General features: G+C 52.8%; 20 protein-coding genes. 4 read left to right on the plus strand and 16 right to left on the minus strand.

Features of this window, described 5'->3' with window-relative positions:
* The first annotated feature begins 30 nt into the window (after nucleotides 1-30).
* The 4 genes from wecB to CXQ82_RS08410 all read left to right on the plus strand — a co-directional run bounded on the left by wecB (nucleotide 31) and on the right by CXQ82_RS08410 (nucleotide 5,677).
* Nucleotides 31-1,161 (plus strand): non-hydrolyzing UDP-N-acetylglucosamine 2-epimerase, encoded by a 1,131-nt coding sequence (gene wecB / locus CXQ82_RS08395; RefSeq protein WP_101267846.1) that lies wholly within the window; start codon nucleotides 31-33, stop codon nucleotides 1,159-1,161.
* A gap of 69 nt (nucleotides 1,162-1,230) precedes the next feature.
* Nucleotides 1,231-2,427 (plus strand): glycosyltransferase family 4 protein, encoded by a 1,197-nt coding sequence (locus CXQ82_RS08400; RefSeq protein ID WP_164445034.1) that lies wholly within the window; start codon nucleotides 1,231-1,233, stop codon nucleotides 2,425-2,427.
* A 145-nt stretch (nucleotides 2,428-2,572) separates the two neighbouring features.
* Nucleotides 2,573-3,589 (plus strand): glycosyltransferase family 4 protein, encoded by a 1,017-nt coding sequence (locus tag CXQ82_RS08405; RefSeq protein ID WP_101267850.1) that lies wholly within the window; start codon nucleotides 2,573-2,575, stop codon nucleotides 3,587-3,589.
* 93 nt (nucleotides 3,590-3,682) lie between these two features.
* Nucleotides 3,683-5,677: a nucleoside-diphosphate sugar epimerase/dehydratase gene (locus CXQ82_RS08410; protein WP_101267851.1), complete on the plus strand. Its 1,995-nt coding sequence runs from the start codon at nucleotides 3,683-3,685 to the stop codon at nucleotides 5,675-5,677.
* A gap of 8 nt (nucleotides 5,678-5,685) precedes the next feature.
* Here the strand turns inward: CXQ82_RS08410 and CXQ82_RS08415 are convergent, their stop codons facing one another.
* From CXQ82_RS08415 to CXQ82_RS08490, 16 genes are all read right to left on the minus strand, one after another.
* Nucleotides 5,686-6,834 (minus strand): EpsG family protein, encoded by a 1,149-nt coding sequence (locus CXQ82_RS08415; RefSeq protein WP_101267853.1) that lies wholly within the window; start codon nucleotides 6,832-6,834, stop codon nucleotides 5,686-5,688.
* 1 nt (nucleotide 6,835) lies between these two features.
* On the minus strand, nucleotides 6,836-8,053 hold the full coding sequence (locus tag CXQ82_RS08420) for a glycosyltransferase (RefSeq protein WP_101267855.1): 1,218 nt from the start codon (nucleotides 8,051-8,053) through the stop codon (nucleotides 6,836-6,838).
* On the minus strand, nucleotides 8,046-8,843 hold the full coding sequence (locus CXQ82_RS08425; protein ID WP_101267856.1) for a glycosyltransferase: 798 nt from the start codon (nucleotides 8,841-8,843) through the stop codon (nucleotides 8,046-8,048). The genes CXQ82_RS08420 and CXQ82_RS08425 overlap by 8 nt, the downstream gene beginning before the upstream one ends.
* 42 nt (nucleotides 8,844-8,885) lie before the next feature.
* The gene (locus CXQ82_RS08430; RefSeq protein WP_277422955.1) at nucleotides 8,886-9,371 is read right to left on the minus strand and encodes a DapH/DapD/GlmU-related protein; all 486 of its coding nucleotides are present in this window, start codon (nucleotides 9,369-9,371) and stop codon (nucleotides 8,886-8,888) included.
* 209 nt (nucleotides 9,372-9,580) lie between these two features.
* Nucleotides 9,581-10,567, minus strand: a complete 987-nt coding sequence (locus CXQ82_RS08435) for a glycosyltransferase family 2 protein (RefSeq protein WP_101267860.1) — start codon at nucleotides 10,565-10,567, stop codon at nucleotides 9,581-9,583.
* Nucleotides 10,564-11,874, minus strand: coding sequence for a hypothetical protein (locus tag CXQ82_RS08440; protein WP_101267862.1), 1,311 nt, complete (start codon nucleotides 11,872-11,874; stop codon nucleotides 10,564-10,566). The genes CXQ82_RS08435 and CXQ82_RS08440 overlap by 4 nt, the downstream gene beginning before the upstream one ends.
* Nucleotides 11,875-12,000: 126 nt before the next feature.
* Nucleotides 12,001-13,005: a 4-hydroxy-2-oxovalerate aldolase gene (dmpG, locus tag CXQ82_RS08445; RefSeq protein WP_101267864.1), complete on the minus strand. Its 1,005-nt coding sequence runs from the start codon at nucleotides 13,003-13,005 to the stop codon at nucleotides 12,001-12,003.
* Entirely contained in the window at nucleotides 12,998-13,900 is a 903-nt protein-coding gene (locus CXQ82_RS08450; RefSeq protein WP_101267866.1) for an acetaldehyde dehydrogenase (acetylating), read from the minus strand. The genes dmpG and CXQ82_RS08450 overlap by 8 nt, the downstream gene beginning before the upstream one ends.
* A 38-nt stretch (nucleotides 13,901-13,938) precedes the next feature.
* Nucleotides 13,939-14,877, minus strand: coding sequence for an FkbM family methyltransferase (locus CXQ82_RS08455; RefSeq protein WP_101267867.1), 939 nt, complete (start codon nucleotides 14,875-14,877; stop codon nucleotides 13,939-13,941).
* Nucleotides 14,874-15,929, minus strand: a complete 1,056-nt coding sequence (locus CXQ82_RS08460; protein WP_101267869.1) for an NAD-dependent epimerase/dehydratase family protein — start codon at nucleotides 15,927-15,929, stop codon at nucleotides 14,874-14,876. Before CXQ82_RS08460 ends, CXQ82_RS08455 begins: the two co-directional genes overlap by 4 nt.
* An 8-nt stretch (nucleotides 15,930-15,937) precedes the next feature.
* Complete coding sequence (locus CXQ82_RS08465) at nucleotides 15,938-17,770, minus strand: thiamine pyrophosphate-binding protein (RefSeq protein ID WP_101267872.1); 1,833 nt, start codon at nucleotides 17,768-17,770, stop codon at nucleotides 15,938-15,940.
* A gap of 69 nt (nucleotides 17,771-17,839) precedes the next feature.
* A complete protein-coding gene (locus CXQ82_RS08470; protein ID WP_256581885.1) occupies nucleotides 17,840-18,547 on the minus strand; it encodes a thiamine pyrophosphate-binding protein in 708 nt (235 codons plus the stop codon).
* A gap of 3 nt (nucleotides 18,548-18,550) precedes the next feature.
* A complete protein-coding gene (gene rfbH, locus CXQ82_RS08475; protein ID WP_101267874.1) occupies nucleotides 18,551-19,864 on the minus strand; it encodes a lipopolysaccharide biosynthesis protein RfbH in 1,314 nt (437 codons plus the stop codon).
* Nucleotides 19,865-19,887: 23 nt separating this feature from the next.
* Nucleotides 19,888-20,973, minus strand: a complete 1,086-nt coding sequence (rfbG, locus tag CXQ82_RS08480) for a CDP-glucose 4,6-dehydratase (RefSeq protein WP_101273743.1) — start codon at nucleotides 20,971-20,973, stop codon at nucleotides 19,888-19,890.
* Between the two features lie 3 nt (nucleotides 20,974-20,976).
* Nucleotides 20,977-21,750: a glucose-1-phosphate cytidylyltransferase gene (gene rfbF, locus CXQ82_RS08485; protein WP_101267876.1), complete on the minus strand. Its 774-nt coding sequence runs from the start codon at nucleotides 21,748-21,750 to the stop codon at nucleotides 20,977-20,979.
* Nucleotides 21,751-21,762: 12 nt separating this feature from the next.
* A complete protein-coding gene (locus CXQ82_RS08490; protein ID WP_101267878.1) occupies nucleotides 21,763-22,752 on the minus strand; it encodes an FAD-binding oxidoreductase in 990 nt (329 codons plus the stop codon).
* Between the last annotated feature and the right edge of the window lie 860 nt (nucleotides 22,753-23,612).

Raw genomic sequence — 23,612 nt, forward strand, 5'->3', positions numbered from 1 at the left:
CGGATACCAATAATTTTCGAAGAGTGTGAGATGAAAAAACTGAAAGTTGTCACGGTTGTGGGTACGCGCCCAGAGATCATTCGATTGTCACGGGTGATGGCCAAGCTGGACGAACACTGTGAGCACATCCTGGTGCACACCGGGCAGAACTATGACTACGAACTGAACGAGATTTTTTTCCAGGATCTCGGTATTCGTAAACCGGACCACTTTCTCAATGCGGCGGGGGCTAGTGGTGCGCAGACTATCGGTAACGTGATTATTGCCGTGGATAGTGTCCTTGAGAAGGAAAAACCAGAGGCACTTCTGGTGCTTGGTGACACCAACAGTTGCATGGCGGTAATTCCAGCCAAGCGGCGGAAAATCCCCACCTTTCATATGGAAGCTGGTAATCGCTGTTTCGATATGCGCGTGCCGGAGGAGATCAATCGCCGAATTGTCGACCATACCGCGGACATCAATCTGACCTACAGCAGCATCGCGCGCGACTACTTGCTACGTGAAGGGCTGCCTCCGGAAATGGTGATCAAGACCGGTAGTCCTATGTTTGAAGTGCTCAATTACTACCGTGAGGGTATCGAGGCTTCAGATGTGCTGGAGCGTCTTGGCCTGAAGCCCGGGGCATTTTTCGTAGTGAGTGCGCACCGCGAAGAGAACATAGACTCCGACAAGAACTTCCTCAAGCTGGTTGAGGTATTGAACAGCGTTGCCGTTCACTATGACTTGCCGGTAATTGTGACAACCCATCCTCGTACGCAAAAACGAATAGATGCCTTGGGCGTTAATTTTCATAAAAATGTGCAACTGCTAAAGCCGCTCGGCTTCAAGGATTACAATAAGCTCCAGCTGACATCCAAGGCGGTATTGTCGGACAGCGGCACCATCAACGAAGAGTCGTCGATCCTGAATTTTCCCGCACTCAACCTGCGTGAAGCCCATGAGCGTCCGGAAGGGATGGAGGAAGCAGCGGTCATGATGGTCGGTCTGGAGGTCGAGCGTGCAATGCAAGGCTTGGCGCTTCTGCAAGGTCAGGCGGTAGGACAGGAGCGGACGTTGCGGCTCGTGGCGGATTACAGCATGCCAAACGTTGCAGAAAAGGTTGTTCGAATTATCCATAGTTACCGCGATTACGTAATGCGCACTGTATGGAAGCAGTATTGATTGGATAGGCTCTCGCAGGAAAAACCACTCAAGATTCTGGTGGTAACCCAGTATTTCTGGCCCGAAAACATGCGCATCAACAACATGGTTGAAGGCTTTGTTGCAAAAGGTCACGAAGTAACGGTGCTTACCGGGCAGCCCAACTATCCAGAAGGAAAGATTTACGCCGACTATCGGCGTGATCCGGCGCAGTTTTCCAACTACCACGGAGCCCAGATAGTTCGGGTTCCGATATTCGCCAGGGGTCAGCGAAGTCTCACCTTAGCCCTGAACTACCTTTCCTTTTTTGCGAGTGCCTCGACCATCGGCAGTTACAAATTGCGTGGTCAGTCTTTCGATTCGATTTTTGTGTTTGGCGTATCGCCGATCATGGTGGCAATTCCGGGAATAGTTCTTGGGCGTCTGAAAAAGGCTCCGGCGTTCATCTGGATCCTGGATCTGTGGCCGGAAAGCCTCAGAGCGGTCGGGGTTATCAAAAGTCCGCGATTACTTGGATGGGCTGGAAAGGTGGTGTCGTGGATCTACAACCGCGCCGATTACCTGTTGCTGCAATCGCGCTCTTTCGACGAGAGTGTCAAGCAGTACTGCACGCGTGCAATTTCTGAGGACCGGCTCGTGTACTTTCCGAGCTGGGCCGAGGATGATTTTTCGGGAGCCGCGCCGGTGGCCTCTGATCTTTTGCAGCGTGACGATTCGGTCTTCACCGTTCTGTTCGCCGGCAATATCGGGGATGCCCAAGATTTTCCGGCAATCATGGAGGCGGTCAAAGCTGTCAAGGCGGACCTGCCTGTACGTTGGGTGATCGTAGGAGATGGCCGCGCGAGCCAATGGCTCGCCAGGCATGTGGCAGAACATAGATTGGACAATGTTCTGCTGCTAGGAAGGCACCCTCTTGAAAAAATGCCGGCGCTCTTTGCCGTTGCAGACGCACTGCTGGTGTCGTTGAAAACGAATGAGGTCTTTGAGAAGACTATTCCTGGCAAAGTCCAAGCTTATCTTGCCTCCAGTAAACCCATTATTGCCATGATCGACGGGGAAGCGGCCAAAGTCGTTGCGAATTCGGGGGCTGGCATGGTCTGTGGTTCGGGAGATGCTCTGGGGCTGGCGAATATTGTGCGCAGCATGGGGGCTCTACCCGCGACCGAGCGTGAGCGCATGGGGCTGCTGGGCAGGCGCTACTACTTTGAGCATTTCTCCAAAGCAATCTTGTTCGACCGCTTGGAGGTGCTTTTTAGAAAGGCCACCTTGAGGCGGAGCGATAAATGACGAAAAAGCTATTGTTTGTCAGTGGCACTCATAAGGTGCGCAGTCCGGCGGGTGTCGAGAGCCTTTTGCAATGCCTATCGATAACAGGCAGCGAAAAATGCTTAGCCCCTTCTTGCTCGCATACGCTTCAGGAACTCTCTCTTACATGTCCATATCGTTAGTGTTTGCCGCGGTGCTTATAGCATCGCTTCTATTGACTTGGGTTTTGCGTCGCTACGCGTTGTCACGTAGTTTGATGGATATACCCAACGATCGCAGTTCGCACGCGGTGCCGACGCCGAGGGGTGGCGGTGTAGCGATAGTGCTGACGTATCTGGTGGCGTTGGTTTTCGTTTCGTCCGAGGGTTGGACGAGCTGGAGCGCCACGTGGCCGCTATTGGGGGCTGGGGCGCTTATAGCTCTGGTTGGCTTCCTCGATGACCACGGTCATATAGCTGCACGCTGGCGTTTGCTGGCTCATTTCGGTGGCGCAATTTGGGCATTGTCGTGGATGGGAGGCCTGCCTTCGATAAATTTTGCAGGGATTGAACTAGGTTTGGGATGGCTTGGCCATGTGCTGGCCGCCTTGTACCTGGTCTGGATGCTCAACCTTTACAACTTCATGGACGGTATCGACGGGGTTGCAAGCGTTGAGGCGGTTTGCACCTGCTTAGGGGCGTGCCTGGTTTATTGGTTGACGGGGCATGAATACCTAATTATCACTCCGATGTTATTAGTTTTTGCCGTCATCGGCTTTTTATACTGGAATTTTCCCCCTGCACGTATTTTTATGGGCGATGCAGGTAGTGGCTTTCTTGGTATCGTGCTCGGAGTGCTGTCTCTCCAAGCTACTTGGGTGGCCCCTAAAATGCTTTGGGTATGGCTGATTTTACTGGGCGTATTCATCGTTGATGCGACCTTCACCTTAGGGCGGCGCCTGTTCCGCGGAGACAAAGTCTACGAGGCGCACCGTAGTCACGCCTATCAGTACGCATCGCGCCAGATGGGAAGCCATTTACCTGTCACGCTCGGGGTGGCTGCCATCAATGTTCTATGGCTGCTGCCTGTCGCCGTATGTGTTGGCCTGGGGCTCGACGGTTTTTCGGGGTTGGTGGTCGCGTATTTTCCATTGGTGCTTCTGGCCATTAAGTTCCACGCGGGCGAGTTGGAAAAAGCTGAATAATCGATCGGTACAGTGCACAAAGAGCTTGTTAGACACTCACGCAACGGCCATTTTTCTGCTGGCTGCACTAGGGACTGAGGTATAAAAGGGTTTATGGATAGTCTACGTGCCCGATTAGTGGGCTTGCCGCGCAGGCAAAAACGTTTCTTGCAAGTGGTCGCCGACATCGTCTTGGTATGGGGAGCCCTGTGGCTGTCGTTTGTCGTTCGTCTGGGGTTTGACGATCTCAACAATCCTTTCGTCGTCCATCTGTGGCTGTTTCTAAGTGCACCGGTTATCGCCATCCCGCTTTTTGTTCACTTCGGCATGTACCGTGCCGTCATGCGTTATTTTGGCAACGACGCGCTGATCGCCATTATCAAGGCGGTCAGTCTTTCAGCGTTGCTGCTGGCCTTGGTGGTTTACCTGTATAGCAACCACCAGACGGTGGTACCGCGTTCGATCGTTTTCAACTACTGGTGGCTGAGCATGGTCATCATCGGTGGTTTGCGGCTTGCAATGCGTCAGTATTTTCAGGGGGACTGGTTTACCGCGGCACAGCACATGCCTTTCACCAGCCGTGATGACGGCCTGACTAAGGTTGCTATTTATGGGGCCGGTGCCGCGGGCAATCAATTGGTGGCGGCCCTGCGTCTGGGCCGTGTAATGCGTCCGGTAGCTTTTGTTGACGATGATAGCGGTATCTCGGATCGAATCATTTCCGGCTTGCAAGTATATAAGCCCAAGCGCATCCAGCAGATGATCAATGAGACTGGAGCCGAGGAGCTGCTTTTGGCAATTCCTTCCTCTACGCGTGCTCGCCGCCGAGAGATACTGGGTTACCTGGAAGGGTATCCGCTGCACGTGCGCAGTGTTCCCGGTTTCATGGACCTGGCGAGCGGCCGAGTGAAAGTCGATGACATCCAGGAAGTGGACATCGCTGACCTGCTGGGGCGTGACCCGGTCCCGGCGCAGCCTGAGTTGTTGGAACGATGCATCAAGAATCGCGTGGTGTTGGTTTCCGGGGCCGGGGGGTCGATCGGTTCGGAACTTTGCCGTCAGATCCTTTCGCTGGAGCCGACCAGTCTGTTGCTGTTTGATCACAGTGAATACAACCTCTACTGCATTCTGTCCGAACTTGAGCAGCGTGTTCAATCAGAGGCGCTCAGTGTGAAGTTGCTGCCGATTCTCGGCTCGGTAAGGCATCAGGACAAACTGCTGGATGTTTTGAGTACTTGGTCGGTCGATACTGTTTATCACGCGGCTGCTTATAAACATGTACCGATGGTGGAGCACAATATTGCGGAAGGTATTCTCAATAATGTGATCGGTACTCTCAATACCGCGCAGGCCGCTTTACAGGCTGGTGTCGAGAACTTTGTGCTGATTTCAACCGACAAGGCGGTGCGGCCAACAAATGTGATGGGTGGGACCAAGCGCCTGGCGGAGCTTGTGTTGCAAGCCTTGAGCAAGGAGATAGCGCCGACTCTGTTCAGGGATGCATCGAACATATCACGCGTAAACAAAACCCGTTTTACCATGGTTCGATTTGGCAACGTATTAGGCTCATCGGGCTCGGTGATTCCGTTGTTCCATAAGCAGATCCAGGCGGGCGGACCCCTGACAGTGACTCATCCGAAAATCACCCGTTACTTCATGACAATACCTGAGGCGGCGCAACTGGTAATCCAGGCCGGTTCAATGGGCGAGGGGGGGGATGTCTTCGTGCTTGATATGGGCGAACCTGTGAAAATTGTAGAGCTTGCTGAAAAAATGGTTCATCTGTCTGGCTTGAGTATTCGCTCGGACAAAAATCCTCACGGGGATATTCTGATCCATTTCACTGGGTTGCGTCCGGGTGAAAAGCTCTATGAAGAGCTGTTGATTGGCGACAACGTTGCCGCTACGAGACATCCGATGATTATGCGGGCCAGTGAGGAGTTCCTGACGTGGGAAGCTCTCAAGGGCAAGTTGCAAGGGCTGCTGAGCGCTGTCGAAGATGGTGATTACGTGCTCGTCAGGCAACTTTTGAAAGACACTGTCAGTGGCTACAGCCCGGAAGGCGATATTGTCGATTGGATGCACATTCAACGGCACCGTGAAGTCTGATCACTTAATTACCCTGACAGGCCAGTTGGCTGGCTGTCAAAAATAGTTTTATAAGGGATCATCGCTTCTGCCGCACCGTTCAGCGATACGGCGAACGCTACTGCAGCAACCAGGAGATGTGCAAGGAACAGGGGCTTGTAGTTTCTAACGGTTGAGTAGTAAAAGCCCGAAAGCACGCAAGCAAATAATATTGATGCGACATTGAACGTCCGGGTCCATAGCGCGAAATTGTTAGGGAATAGCAATATAAAAGTGGCCGAGAGCATCAGGGAAGTTACGGCGAGACTCAAGGGTAGCCTTTCTTTGCGAGTGTACGGCAAAAAGTTGGGCTGTCTCTTTTCTTTAAGTTCCAGCCAGGCCAGGCTGAGCGCGCAGCCGGCAATATAGAATCCGAACAAATAAGTCCTGATGCTCAATTGGTAATCCCATCCTGAGTACTCCATCAGCTTCGCAGCAAATGAAGATGGAAGTATCTGCGAAAGTAACTGGTAAAAATTCGAGCCTAGGCGCATTGCGATAAATACACCTATGACTCCAATGGCCCACAAGGTGATATACCTAAGCGTGTTGCGAGTGAAGAGGGAAATGGTGAATATGAATATATAAAGCAGTGCGGAAATCTGAAAGCAGATACTCAGTGCGAAGAACAGTGTCATAAGCTTTTTATTTGAAAGCTTCAGGTATGCCCATAATCCTAGTAGGAATAGTCCTACGGCAATGGACTGGCGCACTGTTGAGAAGTGCATGTAGATGAAATTGTACGAAACATAAATGACGAAGATGAAAACTCTGTTTCCCGAAAAAGTGCTCGCGATCAAATAAGTGCTTAGCGCGCAAAAAACAGAGGCGACCATGAAGACGCTAGTTAACTCGCCGCCCAAGTATTTGATCGTATAGTTAAGCAGGAAGTAGCCGAACTCGAAAGCCAGTCTGTAGTTGTTTTCTGCATAGGAAGTGAACGGTCCTTGCTCGACAGAGATCGATTCAAAATACCCTGCATATTGGGGCCAATCCATGCCCGTTTCAAACCTGATGCCGCCGAGTATACCAATGAAGACATACAGAAACAGCGTCAGAGGCAGGTCTTGGCGCAGTGCGAAGAAGCGCAGAATGGCGATATAAAGAATGGCCAGATAGCCGAGCAAGTAAAAACTCACATCAAAGCTTCCAAAGCTTTCTGTTGAACCTGAAACTGGACAGGTACACGAATAGTCTCGATATGTTCATGAACCGGTTAGGCCCCATGACATACAGTACCCCTTTTAATAATGAGTTGATGATCCGGAGTTTTCCAGAGTGGGACTGAGTATCGCCAAAACCAGCAGGCTTGTAGGGGCCATTCTTTTCGAACAGGTAGTTCTTTCCGGCAAACGTGTAGACAGGACCGCTTGCGTCGAACGGATCGTGGCCCGCTGGCAACTCGTTAAGCACGCTTGCATATGCCCTCCTTAGGGCAGGGGAGATGTACTTACCGTCACTCATATAGTCAAACGCATAGACAGCGCTGGAGGAGAAGGACGAGAAGTATGTCAGACGCTCTTTGTAATAGGTGCTGACCTCTAACAGATCCTGTCGTTTTTTCTCTCGCCCTGCAAATGCGCGCTTGCTCAAAAGCTCGGGGTTTTTCTCGTCAAAAGAACTGAAGTGGAAGAAAATCAGTGGGAACGTTTCGTTTACGGTGTAGCCACCTTGACCGTCAGACGAAAGCGTCCGCTCATGGCTGTTCCAGAAAGCCACGTTGTAACCGAGATTGAACGAAACGTGGAGGGTCGGAAAGAAACAAGGGGCGATACTGACCCACTTCTGGTCGGTGGACAGACCGAACTGAGTCTCGAAATAGCAGTGGTCCAGGCAGCGGTCGTTCCACCACTGAAGAAAGCGCATGGCTTCCGATGTCTTTGCAACCGCGTAAAAGCCCAGGTTGAAGGAACCGAAGCGCAGCATCCCGATATCGCCTTCCACATGCGGGGTGACGTAATGAGGCGTCAGGATAATTTCGTGGGTATCGAGCTCATTCCACAGGCCATCGAGGTGGTTGAATACGCAGGTATCGGGGTCCAGGAAAACAACTTTGTCATGCTGCTCAAGCAGCTTCAGGGTAATCCAAGGCTTGAGGCTGGTGCTGAACTCTACGATGTCGTATTTGAAAGCATAGTGTAGAAGGTTAGGTAACCCAATTTCTTCAACCCAATGAAACTCCGCCAGGTCGGTAGGAAAGTCTATATCTACCTTTCGATCGAAGATATAGATTTTAAGTTTTGGTTGATTGAATTTGACCAGCGACTCGGCCAATACCAGTGCCTTAGACAGGTAGGCTAGGTTGCACACGGTAAAAATGGCCGATTGCTCGCCGGTCACACCTTGTTCATCAGTCACGTTTGAATAATCCTAATGTATTGAAGATCCTGACAAGAGCCTGAAAAGCACAATAGACAGCCAGTAATTTTGTGATTCTGAGTGCGAAGCCGAACTGGGCGCTCTTTATCGCGGAGAAAATGAGTTTTATGTTGGATGATACGGTGTCTTTTATTCTAGACCAAGAGTATGCCCGCATCGAATAAGTGCGACCGGCAATTCGATAGCGACTATCGGCTTGTTCGGTGACGTGATCAAAGCCAGGGGTGTTGCCGCAGGAGCCGATTCGGTAGCCTTTATTCAAAGAGTCCAGACAAAGCTTGTAGTCCACGCTGTCCACGAAATAGCTGCAATCAAGCCAATTCAGGGTTTTGAGTTTGTCGAGGAAATAAAGGCTGCCACTGTTGATCAGTAGAGGAACGTCCTGCACCAACGCTTCTCCGCCGGCTTTGAAGGCTATTGCACTGAAATTTTTATAGGCGTCGATATTATTTACATAGTTATTTTCTATATAAGACAGCGTTTTGCTATTGTAACCCGTGTCTTGATCAAAAAATAAAAGAGCAGCGTAGCCCTGTTGATGAGCGTTGGCGCAGACTGTTGAAATTCCTACGCCAAGCCCCAGGTTTTTCCCACAGGTGAAGTAATGAATGCCTGGATGATGCTCGGCAAGCTCGCGCACATTGGTGATGTCAGGTGAGTTATCAAAAACATACACTTCAATCCCGTCTGCTGAAGTCAATTCAAGCCTGCGCAGTAACTCCACGCCAGCGTGATAGACAACAATACCTACTGCAATCTTACGCGTCATGCCATACCTTTGATGTGTGGGGCCACCCGTATCTCGCTAGGCTTATACGCTTAACCATTTACACTCTTTTTCGTTCCACATTTTCACGACCCTGGCAGGGCTACCTACAGCGATGGCATTGCCGGGAATATCTTTGGCAACGACACTATTGGCACCGATAATTGAGCCGCTACCGATTGAGGTGTTGGGGAGTACTACGACATTGTCTCCTATCCATACGTTGTCGCCAATGGCTACGGGGCCACTGCTTCCCAGCTTACGCTCGAAAGGTGCTTCGTGGGGACTGGATTGGTGTTCTCCAGTGTATACGCCGTGGGAATGGTCCGTAATATGGATTTTACTGCCCATCAGCACATTTCTACCGATAGATATCTTGTTACAGCACGCTATATGCAGGTAATCACTGGCAGAAAAATTCTCACCGATTTCGATAAGCGGCTGGTAGGTGAACGTAAGGTACTGAGGAATGGCGTGCAGCCATAGCCCTTCACCCACCCTGAAGTTGTTACCCAGTGTGATATGTTCCATCCCAAAGACCTTGGGCGCACGGCCAAGGTAGGCGCGCCTCCCCGGCGCTGGAATCGTCCTTAGGTGAATGAGCGCGCGCCACGCTAAGAGGAACCTCCCCACCAGTAGCGGGATAATGAACAAGTGGTGCTGTTTTAATTTCTTTAGAAAATATGACACCGCATTTACTCGTGCTTGGGTGTTAACGAATTTTTTGCTGAATCTAGACGTTATTGATACCCGGATTCAGGCGGCCGGTTGCGTGTGAGATGAAGATAAACGTCGGTCATAGCTTTAAGCAGGGGGCGGGGGGTCAGTGAAATCACGGCGACAATCATCAGTGGGTAATCGATGGACAGGCGTAGGGCAGGCTTGAATCGCCTATAGATCGAGTAGCTCAACAGCCCACGAACGCGCAGGGATACCATGCCTCTTACTGAAAAAGCCCCGGATATAGTCCCGAAACTACGACACGCAGAAAGTTTGCTCTTCAGTGCATAAGTTGATGGCAGTGAGAATATAAAGTTTACCCATTTTTCAATCCCGACTTCAAAGATCTTTGGCGTATGCGCCCAGCCCTTCTTTTGCAGGGTTGGGCTTTCGAGTGACGTAATGGATATTTCCTGTTCCCATCGAATCAGCGTATTGTCACGCGCCGCATGTTCCAATATGACACCGGTCTGCATGAAGTAAGAGCCGATGTAGCGGTTGAAATCCGCACTGGCGATCAGTTCTCTATTGTAAATCAGGCAGCTCATGCAGCTCATAATTCCGGCAAGTTCGGTCAATAAAGCATCCGGGCAACTATAGTTTCTGCTGGCCGTCGTATTTTTATCGATGAGGTTGACAACTATTGCACTATAGCTGTTTGAGCTTTCGATGAGCTTGAGTACGGACACAATACCCTTTTCGGGAATTTTCGACGTATCCCCCAGAAGCCATACGTACTGGGTGTTCGCGGCCTTCAACGCTTTCTCGAAATTGGCTTCGGGGCCTACTGTGGTCTCGTTTCGCAGGCTGCGAATGAGGCTGTATTCTTTCTGCCACTTTGCGATAATGTCCTGTGTGTTATCGGACGAGGCATTGTCCGATATGAAAATTTGCAGGTTGTGGCTTCGGGCCAGCGGAACATGCACCGACAGGGATTTATCAAGAAAGTCCGCCCGGTTGTAGGACGGAATGACGATTGAAAGATAGGGATTGCCGACTGGATTCATACGTGCGATCTCTTGAAGTTTTTAAATATCCAGTACACCCAAGGCGTCACTATGCAAAGCGCGCTGAAGAAACCGACAAATAGGTAATCGAAGGGAAGGTAGATGCAGATAGCTAGCGTAGTTGTTGCCACATATACGCCCTGTACCACGGAAGCCGTAACCAGTGGCTCTTGCTTGTGAGCTCGCATGTAGACAGCCATTGAGTTGATCCACAATTGGATCAGCCAGCCAAACCCCACCAATACCAAGGCAATGTGTGAAACTAGGCGATTGGCAATCGGCAGGTAATCCTTGAGGAGTTCGATACCTGTAAACAGGGTTGCCAGACCTAGGACGTAAGTCAACGTGGCGAGCAGAAGGGCGCGTTTGAAGGTGGTGTTCAGCGCTGGGTAATCTTGCTGTGCAACATACATGTTCATCTTGGGTGTGTTGATCGAAACCCAGATGTTAGCGATGCTGAAAAGTGCCATGCATACCGCCATGGACAGGCCCACTTGACCTGCCTCTACCGTTCCATAAAAGTGGAATGCCAAAGGGGTGAAGATCGAAAGGATAAAGTAGCCACTTATCCAGCTGACAGCAAACCGCCACATCAGTGGCATGATTTCCGATGCCCAAGCGTGGTGCGAGTTTTTACCGGCGGTATAAAGCTGTTGAAGCATTTTTTTATAGCGGTAGCCGATTAGGGCCAATCCGGTCATTGCTCCGGATAGCAAGGCTATCGCCAGGGCGTAGAGCTCTTCCCCGCATAACAGCAGAAGTGCGGTTACGGTGACTGTGCTTACGCTGATGTAGAAGCGGATTTTTTGTACATCTCCGACACTGTCGCACCCTTCGATAAACGACAGCAACATGCTGTTCAGGAAGACCAATACCGACGCCGCGCCATATATGAACCAGGGCAGTTGCCAGTTGACAGCTGAGCCCTTGCTATTCAGCAAAAAGTATCCGGCCGCTAATACTACGGGGAAAATTACGATGGCCATCGCACTGGACCACTTCAAGGCAAATTTGCCAAGGGTGGCCAGGCGGATCATGTGCTTAGTATCACCCGTAAGCGTTTTATCGGCATTAAATCTGAGGTGCGCGAATTCGTGGGATGAAAACAGCAAGAGTATTGAAGAAAACCCCATGTCGGCGAATACAGCCAGGGCTGCCAGGCTTATAAATGTGTACCAGTAGCCTTGGGCTTCTGCGGAGAGGTAAAGAGGGACTAACAGCAGCAGCAGAGGTCCGGAAAACAATCTCCACAGCTGATTGATTGCGGAGTGGCGGACATCGTAGCTAAATAGCGTTTTGAGCAGCATGTTTTTCACGGCTGATGGCACATTTTATTTTTCAACTTTTGAGAGGCAAGAAGTGTTACTAGGGGCACTCTGCATATATAGCCGCTGAATGTAAGCGTGCCCCCGAAACTGTGTTGCTGCAGATCACTACTTCTCGGCCAGCTCTTTGGCTACCTCGATGATAAGGCTTTCCTGGCCAGCAACTGCCTTGCGTTCACCCAGTCGGAAAAACACGTCCCTTGGGTCTACACCATATTCTGCGGCCGCTCTGGCCACGGGTTTGGCGAAGCCGGAAAAGACTCCCGCAAGGCCGCTCACAATTGAAACGGGGGAAATGGACGGAGCGATAAACCCCAGTTCCTTTTCGGCCATCGTGGCAGCATCCAGAATTTTGAAGAGATCAATCCCTGTGTGATACCCCAGTTTGTGCAGCACCCCCACCAGCACTTCAAGCTGTGTGTTGCCGGCGCCAGCGCCAAATCCGCGGATGGTGCCATCGAGAATGGTCGCGCCTTCATTGACCGCTGTTACGGAGTTGATCACAGCCATTCCAAGGTTATTGTGGCCGTGGAAGCCGACCGGGATGGATAGGCCGTTTACCAGAGTGCTGACGCGGGCTTTGACATCATCGACCATCTGAGCGCCCGCAGAGTCCATGATGACAATCGCCTGGGCTCCATAGGACTCCATTTTTCTGGCCTCTTCAAGCAGCACTTGCGGGCTGGCCATATGCGTCATCATCAGGATGCCCCATGCCTCCTTGCCGGACTCTCGAATATAGCCAATGTGACGCTGGGTGACATCGGCTTCGGTGCAGTGAGCGGCGATTCGGAATACATCGACACCCAGTTCGACTGCCTGGCTCAGGTCTTTCTTGATGGTACAAAAGCCTGGGATAACATGGATAGCCAATCGAGTGTTGGTCAACTGCTCGCGGGAAATTCTGAAAATTTCCTGGTCGCTGAGGCGGCTTTCTCCAACCAGCATCGACGAGCCGCCAAGGCCATTGCCATGGCCGACCTCGATAATTGGTACATTCGCCGCCTCCGCTGCCTTGCAATAAGCGACGAACGCTTCAGCTCCTAATTTGTGCCCCACCGCGTGGTTACCATCACGCAATGTAGGATCGGTAATGAGGATGTGCTTAGGCATGCAGTTTTTCCTTGGCGTGTACAGAGGTCGCGATCATTTCCGCGACAGCAATAGCTGCACAGTTGATGATGTCTAGGTTGCCAGCATACTGCGGTAGGTAATCGCCGTTACCCACGACTTTTATGGTCGTTAGTACCCGATCTCCTTCAACCGTTGGCGGGACGATCAGTGCATAACCTGGAACATACTCTTTCAGTTTGGCAACCATTGCCTCTACCGACTGACGGATTGCAGGAATGTCAGGGTTGGTGATCTTGGCGTAGATGGTAGTCTGCATGTCGATCGGTGGGTTGGCCGGGTTCAGGATCAATATTGCCTTCGTCCGCTGTGCTCCCGAGAAGCGCATCAGCGCATCTTCAGTGGTTTCTATGTACTCATCAAGGTTGGCCCGAGTGGCTGGTCCCGCACTGAGCGATGCAATACTGGAGACGACTTCGATGTATTCGATATTGGCATGAACGGCAGCAATCGCACTGGCGATGGGAATGGATGACTGCCCGCCGCAGGTAATCATGTTGATGTTCTGAGTACCTCCGCCTACGCATTCCCCGGCGTTGATGGCAGGGATGCAGAAGACCCCCAGCTTTGCCGGTGTCATGTCGATGACGGTCTTTCCAAGCTTACGCAATGCATCCCAATGCTCAATATGTGCATGAGCGGAGGTTGCATCAAAAACCAGGTCGCACACATCAGGCGACGAGAGGATCGCACCAATACCCTGATCGGACGTGGGAATGCCTAGCTCGGTAGCTCTTTTCATTCCTGCCGACGAGTAGTTACGCCCGGCGAAAAGCGTGCATACAAGATGCTGAGAGCGCATTATCTTCACGAGCAGATCGGTACCAATATTGCCCGAACCGATAATAGCTACTTTCAGTACTTTTTTAGTGACCATCACATACATCCAAGGAGGCGCAGATTCAAAGCAATTCGTTATTTTACCAGTAGCTCTTTGATCTCAGGCGCATGTTGTGTTTCGTGCAAAAAGAAGAAGTTGGTTTCTTGCGTCTGGTCATCCATCAGGCCGAACGCACGGAGGTTGCCTTCCGCGTCAGCGGTGAAGCATTGGTAGCCCAAGTCATGAAAAAGCTCGATGATCTGATTGGGATGGTAGTCAAACTTCGCTGCCCACTTTCGCAGCATTTCCGTAAATACAATTGGCTTGTCCTCGGCCAGCAACCGCATCGCGCCCTGGAAGACAAAAAGCTCCGCACCTTCGACGTCACACTTGATAAAGTCGACTTTGGGCAGATTCAAGCGTGTTGATGTGTCGTCGAGAACCTTGACGTCGCAGGTAACCTTCTTTACGTCGGCGCGCCCGCTCAAGTTGGCTGAGGAGGCGTTCCCCGAACCGCCCGGGTAGAAATAGAACTCCAGGGTCTTCTCTTCCGAAGAGAAACCGAAATTGAAGGTCTTGATATTGTCCAATTCGTTGATTCGCACGTTTTCCTGAAGTGCCGAATATGTGGAATCAATGGGTTCAAAGGCGTAGACATTTACGCCGGGATTCTTTTTGGCAATGTTGAGGGCATACCACCCCATGTTTGCGCCAATATCCAATACGCAGGCATTCGGTTTGACCAGCTTGATGATCATGTTCGAATCGGTCAGCTCATAATCGCCAAAGTTGAGAATCTCAACCGGCGCAACGCGCTTGTCAAATTCGGGGCAAACAACCTTTATACCGTTGTCGCGGGATGTCATGATCACCTTTCCGTCAGTGATCTCTATGCGGGCAACGTTTGTTTCTTTCAACCATGATGCATAAGAAAAGAGCTTGCTGTGGAAGTCGTTGTACATTCCATCTATGTAGTCAGGTTTGCTCAATGCTTGGTTTTCAAAACACTGACGCATCTCTTCCATGTTCTTCATGTGTAACTCTCAATGGTTTTCTTGAAGCCCTCTCGGACAGTCGTCCTAGGGAGCCAGCCGAGCCTTTTTACTTTAGTGATATCTGGGCAGTTTCTTACAATTGGACTTACTAAGTACGTACTATCATTTTCGCGGGTAGTAAACGAGACGCTCAATTCTTTTTCGGGGTACAGCCCTACCAGCATTTCGGCCAGCTCTCTGATACTGATTTCTCCCGCGGGGTTACCTACATTGTATGCTTCGCCGTGGGTGCCGTTGAGTAATACCGTCCAGAAGCCTGCTACCGCGTCCGCGGCATAACAGAAAGCCCTCCGCGCAGTACCGTCGCTTTTCATGGTGATGGGCTGATTATTCAGGATATTGGCCACAAAATCAGCATATACCCTTCCGTCATTCAATAACATGTGAGGGCCGTAGGTGTGAAACGGCCTGACGATGGTGGCCGGTACACCTGCCTGGTGGTGCCAACTGATACACATGTTTTCACCCATTCGCTTGCTTTCCGCGTAGCAAGCACGGACCGAAGTCGGGTCGACAAACCCAAGATCTCGCTCCGAGGTAGGCACGATATCCGTCTGCCCGTACACCTCGCCACTGCTGAAGAAGAGAAACCCTTTCGACTCGCTCTGAGCTGCAAGTTTCAGCAAAGCAGCAGTCCCGAGCGTGTTGGCGCTCAAGGTGCCAATTGGATCGGTCGAATAGTACTTTGGGCTGGCCTGACTGGCGGCGTGAACAATGTAGTCAGGGCGCACATCAAGCGCCAACGGTTCGCTGACGTCTTGTTCTATGCAGATTAAATCCGATCTGCACAAGGCATGTGAAAACCTGCTCTCAAAGCGCTGCCGGCTGCGTACCATGGCGAAAATCTGGATCTCCAGCCCTTGGGTTTCATTGAGATACAACAACGTTTCTACCATATAGGCGGCGAGAAAACCCGAGGCGCCAGTAATGAGCACCTTTTGCCCTTTCAGGCGATGCCAGGGCAGCGTGTACTGGGTAGTAATCGCCAGCAGATCGCTCGTTACTATGGCATTGCGCAAGATTCTTTCCATGAGAGGGCTTATGCGCCCAGCTCCTTTGATTTTTCATGCATCCCTTGGAGCATGGCACTCTCCAACTGGTCCCGTGGAATCAGTGGCGAGAGATCTTCCAGCGGTGGCGAGACCAGCGAACCATCCTCCTTCACTATCACTGAAAGCTTCGGTGAGAACAGTTGCTCGGGGTGCATGAACACCTCGCAGATGATTGGTCCGGTTGCGGCCTGTACTTTCTCCAGAGCTGCGTCCACGTCATCCCAATGACGAATCTGGCAAGAAGGGATACCAAAGCCGGTTGCGAGCTTCGAGAAGTCTGGGCACGAAACGCCCGAAGTCCGGTCAGTCCCCACGTAAGAACCTTTGAACAACGAGTTCTGGGTGTGCTTGATCATCAAGTAGCCATCGTTGTTGAAGATGAAAAGCTTGATCGGCAACTGGTGGTGCACGATTGTTTGCAGTTCTTGCAAGTTCATCATCATGCCGCCGTCGCAGTTGAGGCACATTACCTCGCCTCGGTCCGTGGCGAACGATACCCCTAGTGCCGCAGGCAGGCCATAGCCCATCTCACCGAGGCCGGTAGAAGTCATCAGGCGCTGGCCATCTTTCAGGCGCAGTACCTGATGCCCACACAAGAGGGCGGTGCCCATATCGGTCACGACGATCTGGTTCGGTTTGAATACGCCGTTCAGGCGCTCCATGAAACGATAAGAGTTAATGAAGCCGCCTTTGTCGGCATGCTCTTCACCGACCCATGGGAACCGCGCTTCATAGGCTTCACATTGCGCCAGCCATAGGGCCTTGGAAGGAATTGCCAGTGGCTCCAGGCGAGCGCTCAATGCCTCGATAAAGACAGCTGCATCACTGACGATGACTTCCTGGGTGCGTGAAGCATTCTTGACCGCTTCTTCACGACTAATGTCTACCACGTCAATCCGTGCTTCGCGCGCTAGCTCGGTCAGGTCATAACCGACCTGTGGTATGGCCAGACGAGTACCAATGGCAAGTATGTAATCACTGTTTTGCAGGATAAAGTTGGCCGAACGCTGGCCGTAGACGCCTGCGCGTCCGAACACCAAAGGGTGATCGGAGTCGATCATGTCGATACCCGCCCAGGATACGAGGCCCGGAGTACCGAGTTTCTCCAGCAGCGGCGCAATAAGTTTTACGGCGCCGGCCAGGCGGATGCCGTTGCCCAGCCAGAGCAGTGGCCGTTCGGCCTTGAGTAAGGCGGCCACGACACTGTCGACCTGTGCGGCCACTTCAGCGCTGATCGTTTTATCGACAGCGGGCGCTTGGAAATGCGCCATTTCGCTGGCTGGAATACGGCTGGACTGGATGTCCATCGGGATTTCGATCCAGGTTGGGCCTTGGCGGCCTTCCAGCGCGACGTGTACGGCTTTTTCGAGCTCGTATACGGCCTGCTCCGGCTGAGTGACGCGTTGAGTGTATTTGCATACCCGGCTCACCATCTGGCAGGAATCGTATCCCTGAACGCCCCACATGCGCAGCGGGTTATCCACCGAGCAATGCTTGGAATGCTCATTACCCGCGATGACTACGCACGGAATGGAGTCGGCCCACGCAGACACCACACCAGTAACGCCATTGGTGGAGCCAGCGCCTGTCGTCAGCAATGCTGCGGAAAGACGGCCGTTGGTGCGGTAATAGGTCTGTACGGCCATGCAAGCGGCCTGTTCGTGGTGCACGCAGACAATTTCAGTGTAGCCACGGCGGCTGATGGCTTCAAAAAGATGAACGTTACCAGCGCCGATAATCCCGAACGCATGGGTAATGCCCAGGTTTTCCAGTGCTTCAGCGATCTGCTCACTTACTTTTGTTTTTTCCTGCGTTTGCATTTTAAAACTCCGTCGATGGACGCTTCAGCCTGCTCGAAGACCAGCAGCTGAGTTTCGAAAATTTATGGGTTAGGAGGCGTGTGTTTGAACCCGGTTGTTTAGTTGCCCTTCCATCAGGTCGATCTGGATAATTTTGGCCTTACGGGCGAAATCATCGGGTTTGGCGCCGGTTTGTCGGACGTCTAGGCGGCTTCCCAATAGCGGCAGAAAATCGCAGTTTTGTACGGCGTGATTGGCAGCACGCGTTACGTAGGCGCCGAGCATGCCCGAGTAGTTCGCACTCGCCCGGATTTTTTTCGCACCTTTCAAACGGGCTACGTAAGGAAGGTCCAGGGCCTCCAACTGCCCGAGCGATTCGACCTGTTTGACCTGGTATGCGTACTTGGTAATGCTGCTGGCCAGCGCCACGCTGTCGAGCTCTTGAAAACCCTGTTGGCGAATGCGCCTCTCGCCTTTGAGTTCGTAGGTATTGACCTGGCCTTTAAGAAATAAGCAGTGATGGCTGTCAAGCCAGCAGTCAGCTATGCCGGTCATCAGGTTAGTGGCGCCCGGGCCGCTTGTGCCCAGGGCAGCGCCGAGTACTTCGTGATGCGTTTCTTGGGCAGCAGCGGAAGCGGCAAACGCCGCCCCTTGCTCATTGTGACCTGAGATTAGCTTAGTCTTACCCAACTGGTTGATGCTATCAACCAGGTGCGTGATCATCCCGCCAATCAGTTCGTAACCACACAGAACATTGTTCCGTGCAAGAACCAGCGCCACAGCATCCGATGCTTTCATCGCCTAGAAGCCGATTCCAAAGAACTCTTCCAGCTTCTCACCGACAAAATCAAAGTGCTCCTGCCCCAATGACGGCTGTACGCCGAGCCAGAAGGTCTGGTTCATGGTGCGGTCGGTATTTGTCAGCTCGCCGACCACACGATATTCCAAGTTCTGGAAATAAGGCTGTCGGGTCAGGTTGCCGGCAAACAGCAGGCGTGTACCGATCTTGTGTTGATCGAGGTACTTGAGCAGGTCAACACGGTTTACGCCGCTGCTTTCCTTGAGTGTCACCGGGAAGCCGAACCACGAAGGGTCACTGTTGGGTGTGGCTTCGGCGATTTCGAGGAACTCGGACAGGCTGGACAGCCGCTCCTTGAGCAGTGCGAAGTTGCGCTTGCGCGTATCGATGAAGTCCTGGGCGCGTTCGAGTTGGGCCAGGCCGCAGGCCGCCTGCATATCGGTGATTTTCAGGTTGTAGCCCAAGTGTGCATACACGTACTTGTGGTCGTAGCCTTGGGGCAGGCTGCCATATTGCTGGCCAAAACGGTCGCCACAGGTGTTGTCGCAGCCCGGCGCGCAGTAGCAATCGCGGCCCCAGTCGCGGAACGACTCGGCAATCACTTTCAGCATCGGATTGTTGGTGAATACTGCACCACCTTCACCCATGGTGATGTGGTGCGCAGGGTAGAAACTGAGGGTGGCGATATCGCCGAAGGTGCCTACCAGCTTGCCGTCATAGGTCGCACCCAGGGCATCGCAGCAGTCTTCGACCAGCCACAGGTTGTACTTTTCGCACAGTGCCTTGACCTTGCCTAGGTTGAACGGGTTGCCTAGGGTATGAGCCAGCATGATTGCCTTGGTTTTCGGCGTGATTGCGGCTTCGATAAGGTCGGCATTGATATTGTGGGTCGCCATGTCGACATCGACGAACACCGGCACCGCACCAAATTGAACGATGGGGTTGACGGTGGTCGGGAAGCCCGCGGCGACGCCAATCACTTCATCACCTTTCTTGATCGCTCGCTCACCCAGCTTGGGAGAGGTTAGGGTGCTGAAGGCAACCAGGTTGGCGGAAGAACCTGAGTTGACCGACAGCAGGAATTTGACACCGATAAATTCAGCCAGCTTCTTCTCGAATTCGGCATTGAAGCGACCGGTGGTCAGCCAGCCGTCCAAGGAGGCCTCGACCATCAGTTGTAACTCACGTGCACCGATCACCTTGCCGGAAGGCGGTATCACGGTTTCGCCGGCCACGAATGGCTTGCTCGCCAAAGCGACATTGGCATATTGCTCGACGAGCTTGCTGATTTCCTGGCGGAGCATATCGGGTGTCATGAAAAATCCTGCTAAAAATAGAGTTAGTTGCTGCTGGCATGCATGGCGAGCATGTAGGCGTTGATTTCTTCCAGGCAATGGGCCTGCATATCACTGCCGCTCAACCAGGCTCGATGCCAGGTAACAATCCGGGCGAGCGTGGTCTCAAGGTTCCAGCTGGGCCCCCAGTGCAAGTGGGTCCGGGCTTTGGAAATATCCAACTTAAGGTAGTTGGCCTCATGTGGCTGCGGGTCTTGATCCAGTTGCCAGTGAGCGCCTGCCCCCCAAGTATGGACCATGTGATCGAGGATCCACTCAACGGGGCGTGCATCCTCATCCTTAGGGCCGAAATTCCAGCCCTGGGCGAAACGATGCCCGTGGGTCCAGAGGTGTTCGGCCAATACCAGGTAACCGCTGAGAGGCTCCAATACGTGTTGCCAGGGCCGCGTTGACTTCGGGTTTCGGACTGTGACGGGCTGGCCCTGCTCGAAGGCACGAAGAATATCAGGGATGAGCCGATCTTCCGCCCAATCGCCGCCGCCAATGACGTTGCCGGCTCGGCCGGACGCCAGGGCGGCAGCGCGCGGATCGTTGAAGAACGAATTGCGGTAGGCGCTTGTGATCAGCTCCACACAGCCCTTACTGTTGCTGTATGGGTCATGGCCGCCCATAGGTTCGTCCTCACGGTAACCCCATTCCCATTCCCGGTTCTCGTAGCATTTGTCCGTGGTGACGTTGACGATCGCCCGTAGGTTGGAGCATTTCCGGGCGGCTTCAAGCACATGCAGGGTGCCCATTACATTGGTGGCATAGGTCTCGACCGGCTCGCGGTAGGACAAACGGACCAATGGTTGTGCCGCCATATGGATCAGTACATCTGGGTTGAAGCGCGTCATGCTCTGGGTAATGGCCGCCAAGTCGCGGATATCCCCTTTTTCCGACTCCATGCCCGCGGCCACTCCGGCCTCGACGAACAGGGCAGGGTGAGTCGGTGGTGGCAGGGCAAAACCCTTCACCTGCGCGCCCATGCTGCTCAACCACAGGGAGAGCCAACTGCCCTTGAACCCCGTGTGGCCGGTCAGGAAGACTTTTTTGCCTTGCCAGAAGGCGGGAGAAACCGTCGACTTCATCATTCAGTCCCAGGATTTCCAGGGAGCTTTGCCTGACTGCCAAAGATCCTCCAGATAGTGTTTGTCACGCAGTGTATCCATAGGTTGCCAGAACCCAGGGTGTTCGTAAGCCATGAGCTGACCCTCGGCCGCCAGCTTCGTTAGCGGTTCCTGTTCCCAGGTCGTGCTGTCGTCTTCCAGGTAATCGAGTACCGTAGGGCTCAGTACGAAGAAGCCGCCATTGATCAGCGCGCCATCGCCCTTGGGTTTTTCCTTGAAATTCAGCACTTGGCCATTCTGGATGTCCAGAGCGCCGAAACGGCCAGGCGGGAACGTTGCGGTCAGCGTTGCTGCCTTGCCATGTGCCTTGTGGAAGGCCAGCGTTGCGCTGATATCGAGGTCGCTTACGCCGTCGCCGTAGGTGAAGCAAAAGGCTTCTTCGTCTTTGACATAGTCGGCGACACGACGTAGGCGCCCGCCGGTCATGGAGTCATCGCCAGTATCGACCAGTGTGATATTCCAGTCTTCAGCCCGCTGGTCGTGCACTTTCATGGTGTTGTCACGCATGTTGAATGTGACGTCGGACATATGCAGGAAATAGTTGGCAAAGTATTCCTTGATCACATACCCCTTGTAGCCGCAGCAGATAATGAAGTCATTGATGCCGTGCGCGGAATACATCTTCAGTATGTGCCAGAGTATCGGCTTGCCGCCGATTTCGACCATCGGTTTTGGGCGTACACTGGTTTCTTCGCTTAGCCGCGTTCCCAGGCCACCGGCCAAAATAACTGCTTTCATGCTGTCTCCGGGTCAATTCGAGCTTACAAAGGCATCAGAATGGAAATGTTTGAGGGGCAGGCCGGCCTGTGTCAGCACCTCGCGCGCCGTATGGATCATGGCCTCAGAGCCGCAGGCATAGACCGATGTATCGTTTAGATCAAGGTTTTCTGCAAGGACTACCTGTTGGACATAGCCCCTGGCGCCCAACCACTGTGAGTTCGCGCGTGACAGTGCCGGCCGGTAGGTCAGACCCAGTGTTGGAAAGTCGGGGTGCCAGTACAGATCGGCTTCCGTACGGCCTCCCCAGTACACATAGATACGTTTGTCGCCGAGTGATTCGGGGGCTGCCGCCAAGGCTTCCAGCATGGCTTTGACAGGGGCAATTCCGGTTCCGGTGGCCATGAACACTAGGTTTGTGGTCTGTGTATCGCGCAGGCAGAAGGTGCCCAGTGGGCCCTCCAGCCTGAGCAGGTCGTTGGCCTTGGCTTCACCAAACCAGTACTGGCTCATGACGCCGTCGGGAACTTGGCGAATATGCAGCTCCAGCTTGGCATCCGCGCGCATGGCATTGGCAATGGAGTAGCTGCGACGCACACCATCCTTGCCAATTACATCAATGTACTGTCCAGCCAGAAAAAACAATGCGCTGTTGGGAGGGGTTCTGAGGACCACCCGGACCACGTCATCAGCAAGGCGCTCCAGCGTGTCGAGGCGGCAAGGTATTGTTTTGACCTGAATGTCGGCCAGTACGCCTAGGTCTTCGATGTCCAATTCAAGGTCAGTGATTGCTGCGCGGCAGCACGTCAGGATTGCGCCTGATGCACGCTCATCCTCGGTCAGCGCCAGCTCCGGTTGCACCACCTCGGTCATGCCTTGAAGCACATTGGCCTTGCATACACCGCAACGACCGGTACGGCAGCTGTACTCGAGCACGGTCCCTTGCGACTTTGCGCAGTCCAAAAGGCTTTTGTCGCCTTGCGCTGTAAATGTCTTGTGGTTCGACAGTGTGACAATTGACATGTGTCAGGCACCACTCTCAGGGTCGGTGTCACAAGGATGCAACTCATCCCATTGAATTCTGGGTGTTGTACACACCTGCGCCATGCGTTTGATACCCATGTACGTTTACATCTCCTCTCGTCATAGAGCTGAACGTGACACGAAATTCAGCGTGCAGACTGTATATCCCAAGCTCGGGGTATTTTCGTATAGGTTAAAGCTGAAAAAGCTACCGGCTTCATCGTCATACCGGTTGACCCCTGCTGGTAACCGCCAGCGGTTTTGCAAAATAGTGGGTCGCCGTTTGCTACGTGAGAAAATAGGACAAGCTGGCACGGCGCCGCGATTTCCTGCGGGGGGTATTGCTATGGATGTAATGAATACGAGGATTGCATTCTACCCTGTACCAGATGTTTCCCTGTTCGGCGGGCAGCTGCTCACAGGCCATATGATCAATACACGCGCTTGGTGCGATAACGCACCAGCCCGTCTGGATTGATCCACCTGAAAAGTTGCGGTAATTCTACCTGCTTGGGACCTTAACTGGAAATGCAAGATGGGCTGTATTCGGGCAGGCAGCACCGCAGGCATCGTGGATAATGGACACACTCTGTAACCTACTCGCTACCCCCACAGTACCTTCTTGCTTCGGGCCTGAAGCCTGGAGGTCCTTCGTCGTCCGGATGGTCAGGCCTGAGCAATCCACCACGCGCATCTTTATGGTTGCTGAAGCGTAGACCTGCGTCGCGATCTATTTGACGTCGGGGCTGCCAATGCCAAGCCTGCGAAACTGGCAGAGAGGTATTTGTAAGAGGGCTGGTAGCCTCAGGTTTGAATTCATGCGCTAAGTTTTATTTCGTCTCGGGGGGGGGGGGGCTGAA

Origin of the sequence: Pseudomonas sp. S09G 359 (assembly GCF_002843605.1) — a bacterium.
Classification (GTDB): Bacteria; Pseudomonadota; Gammaproteobacteria; order Pseudomonadales; family Pseudomonadaceae; genus Aquipseudomonas.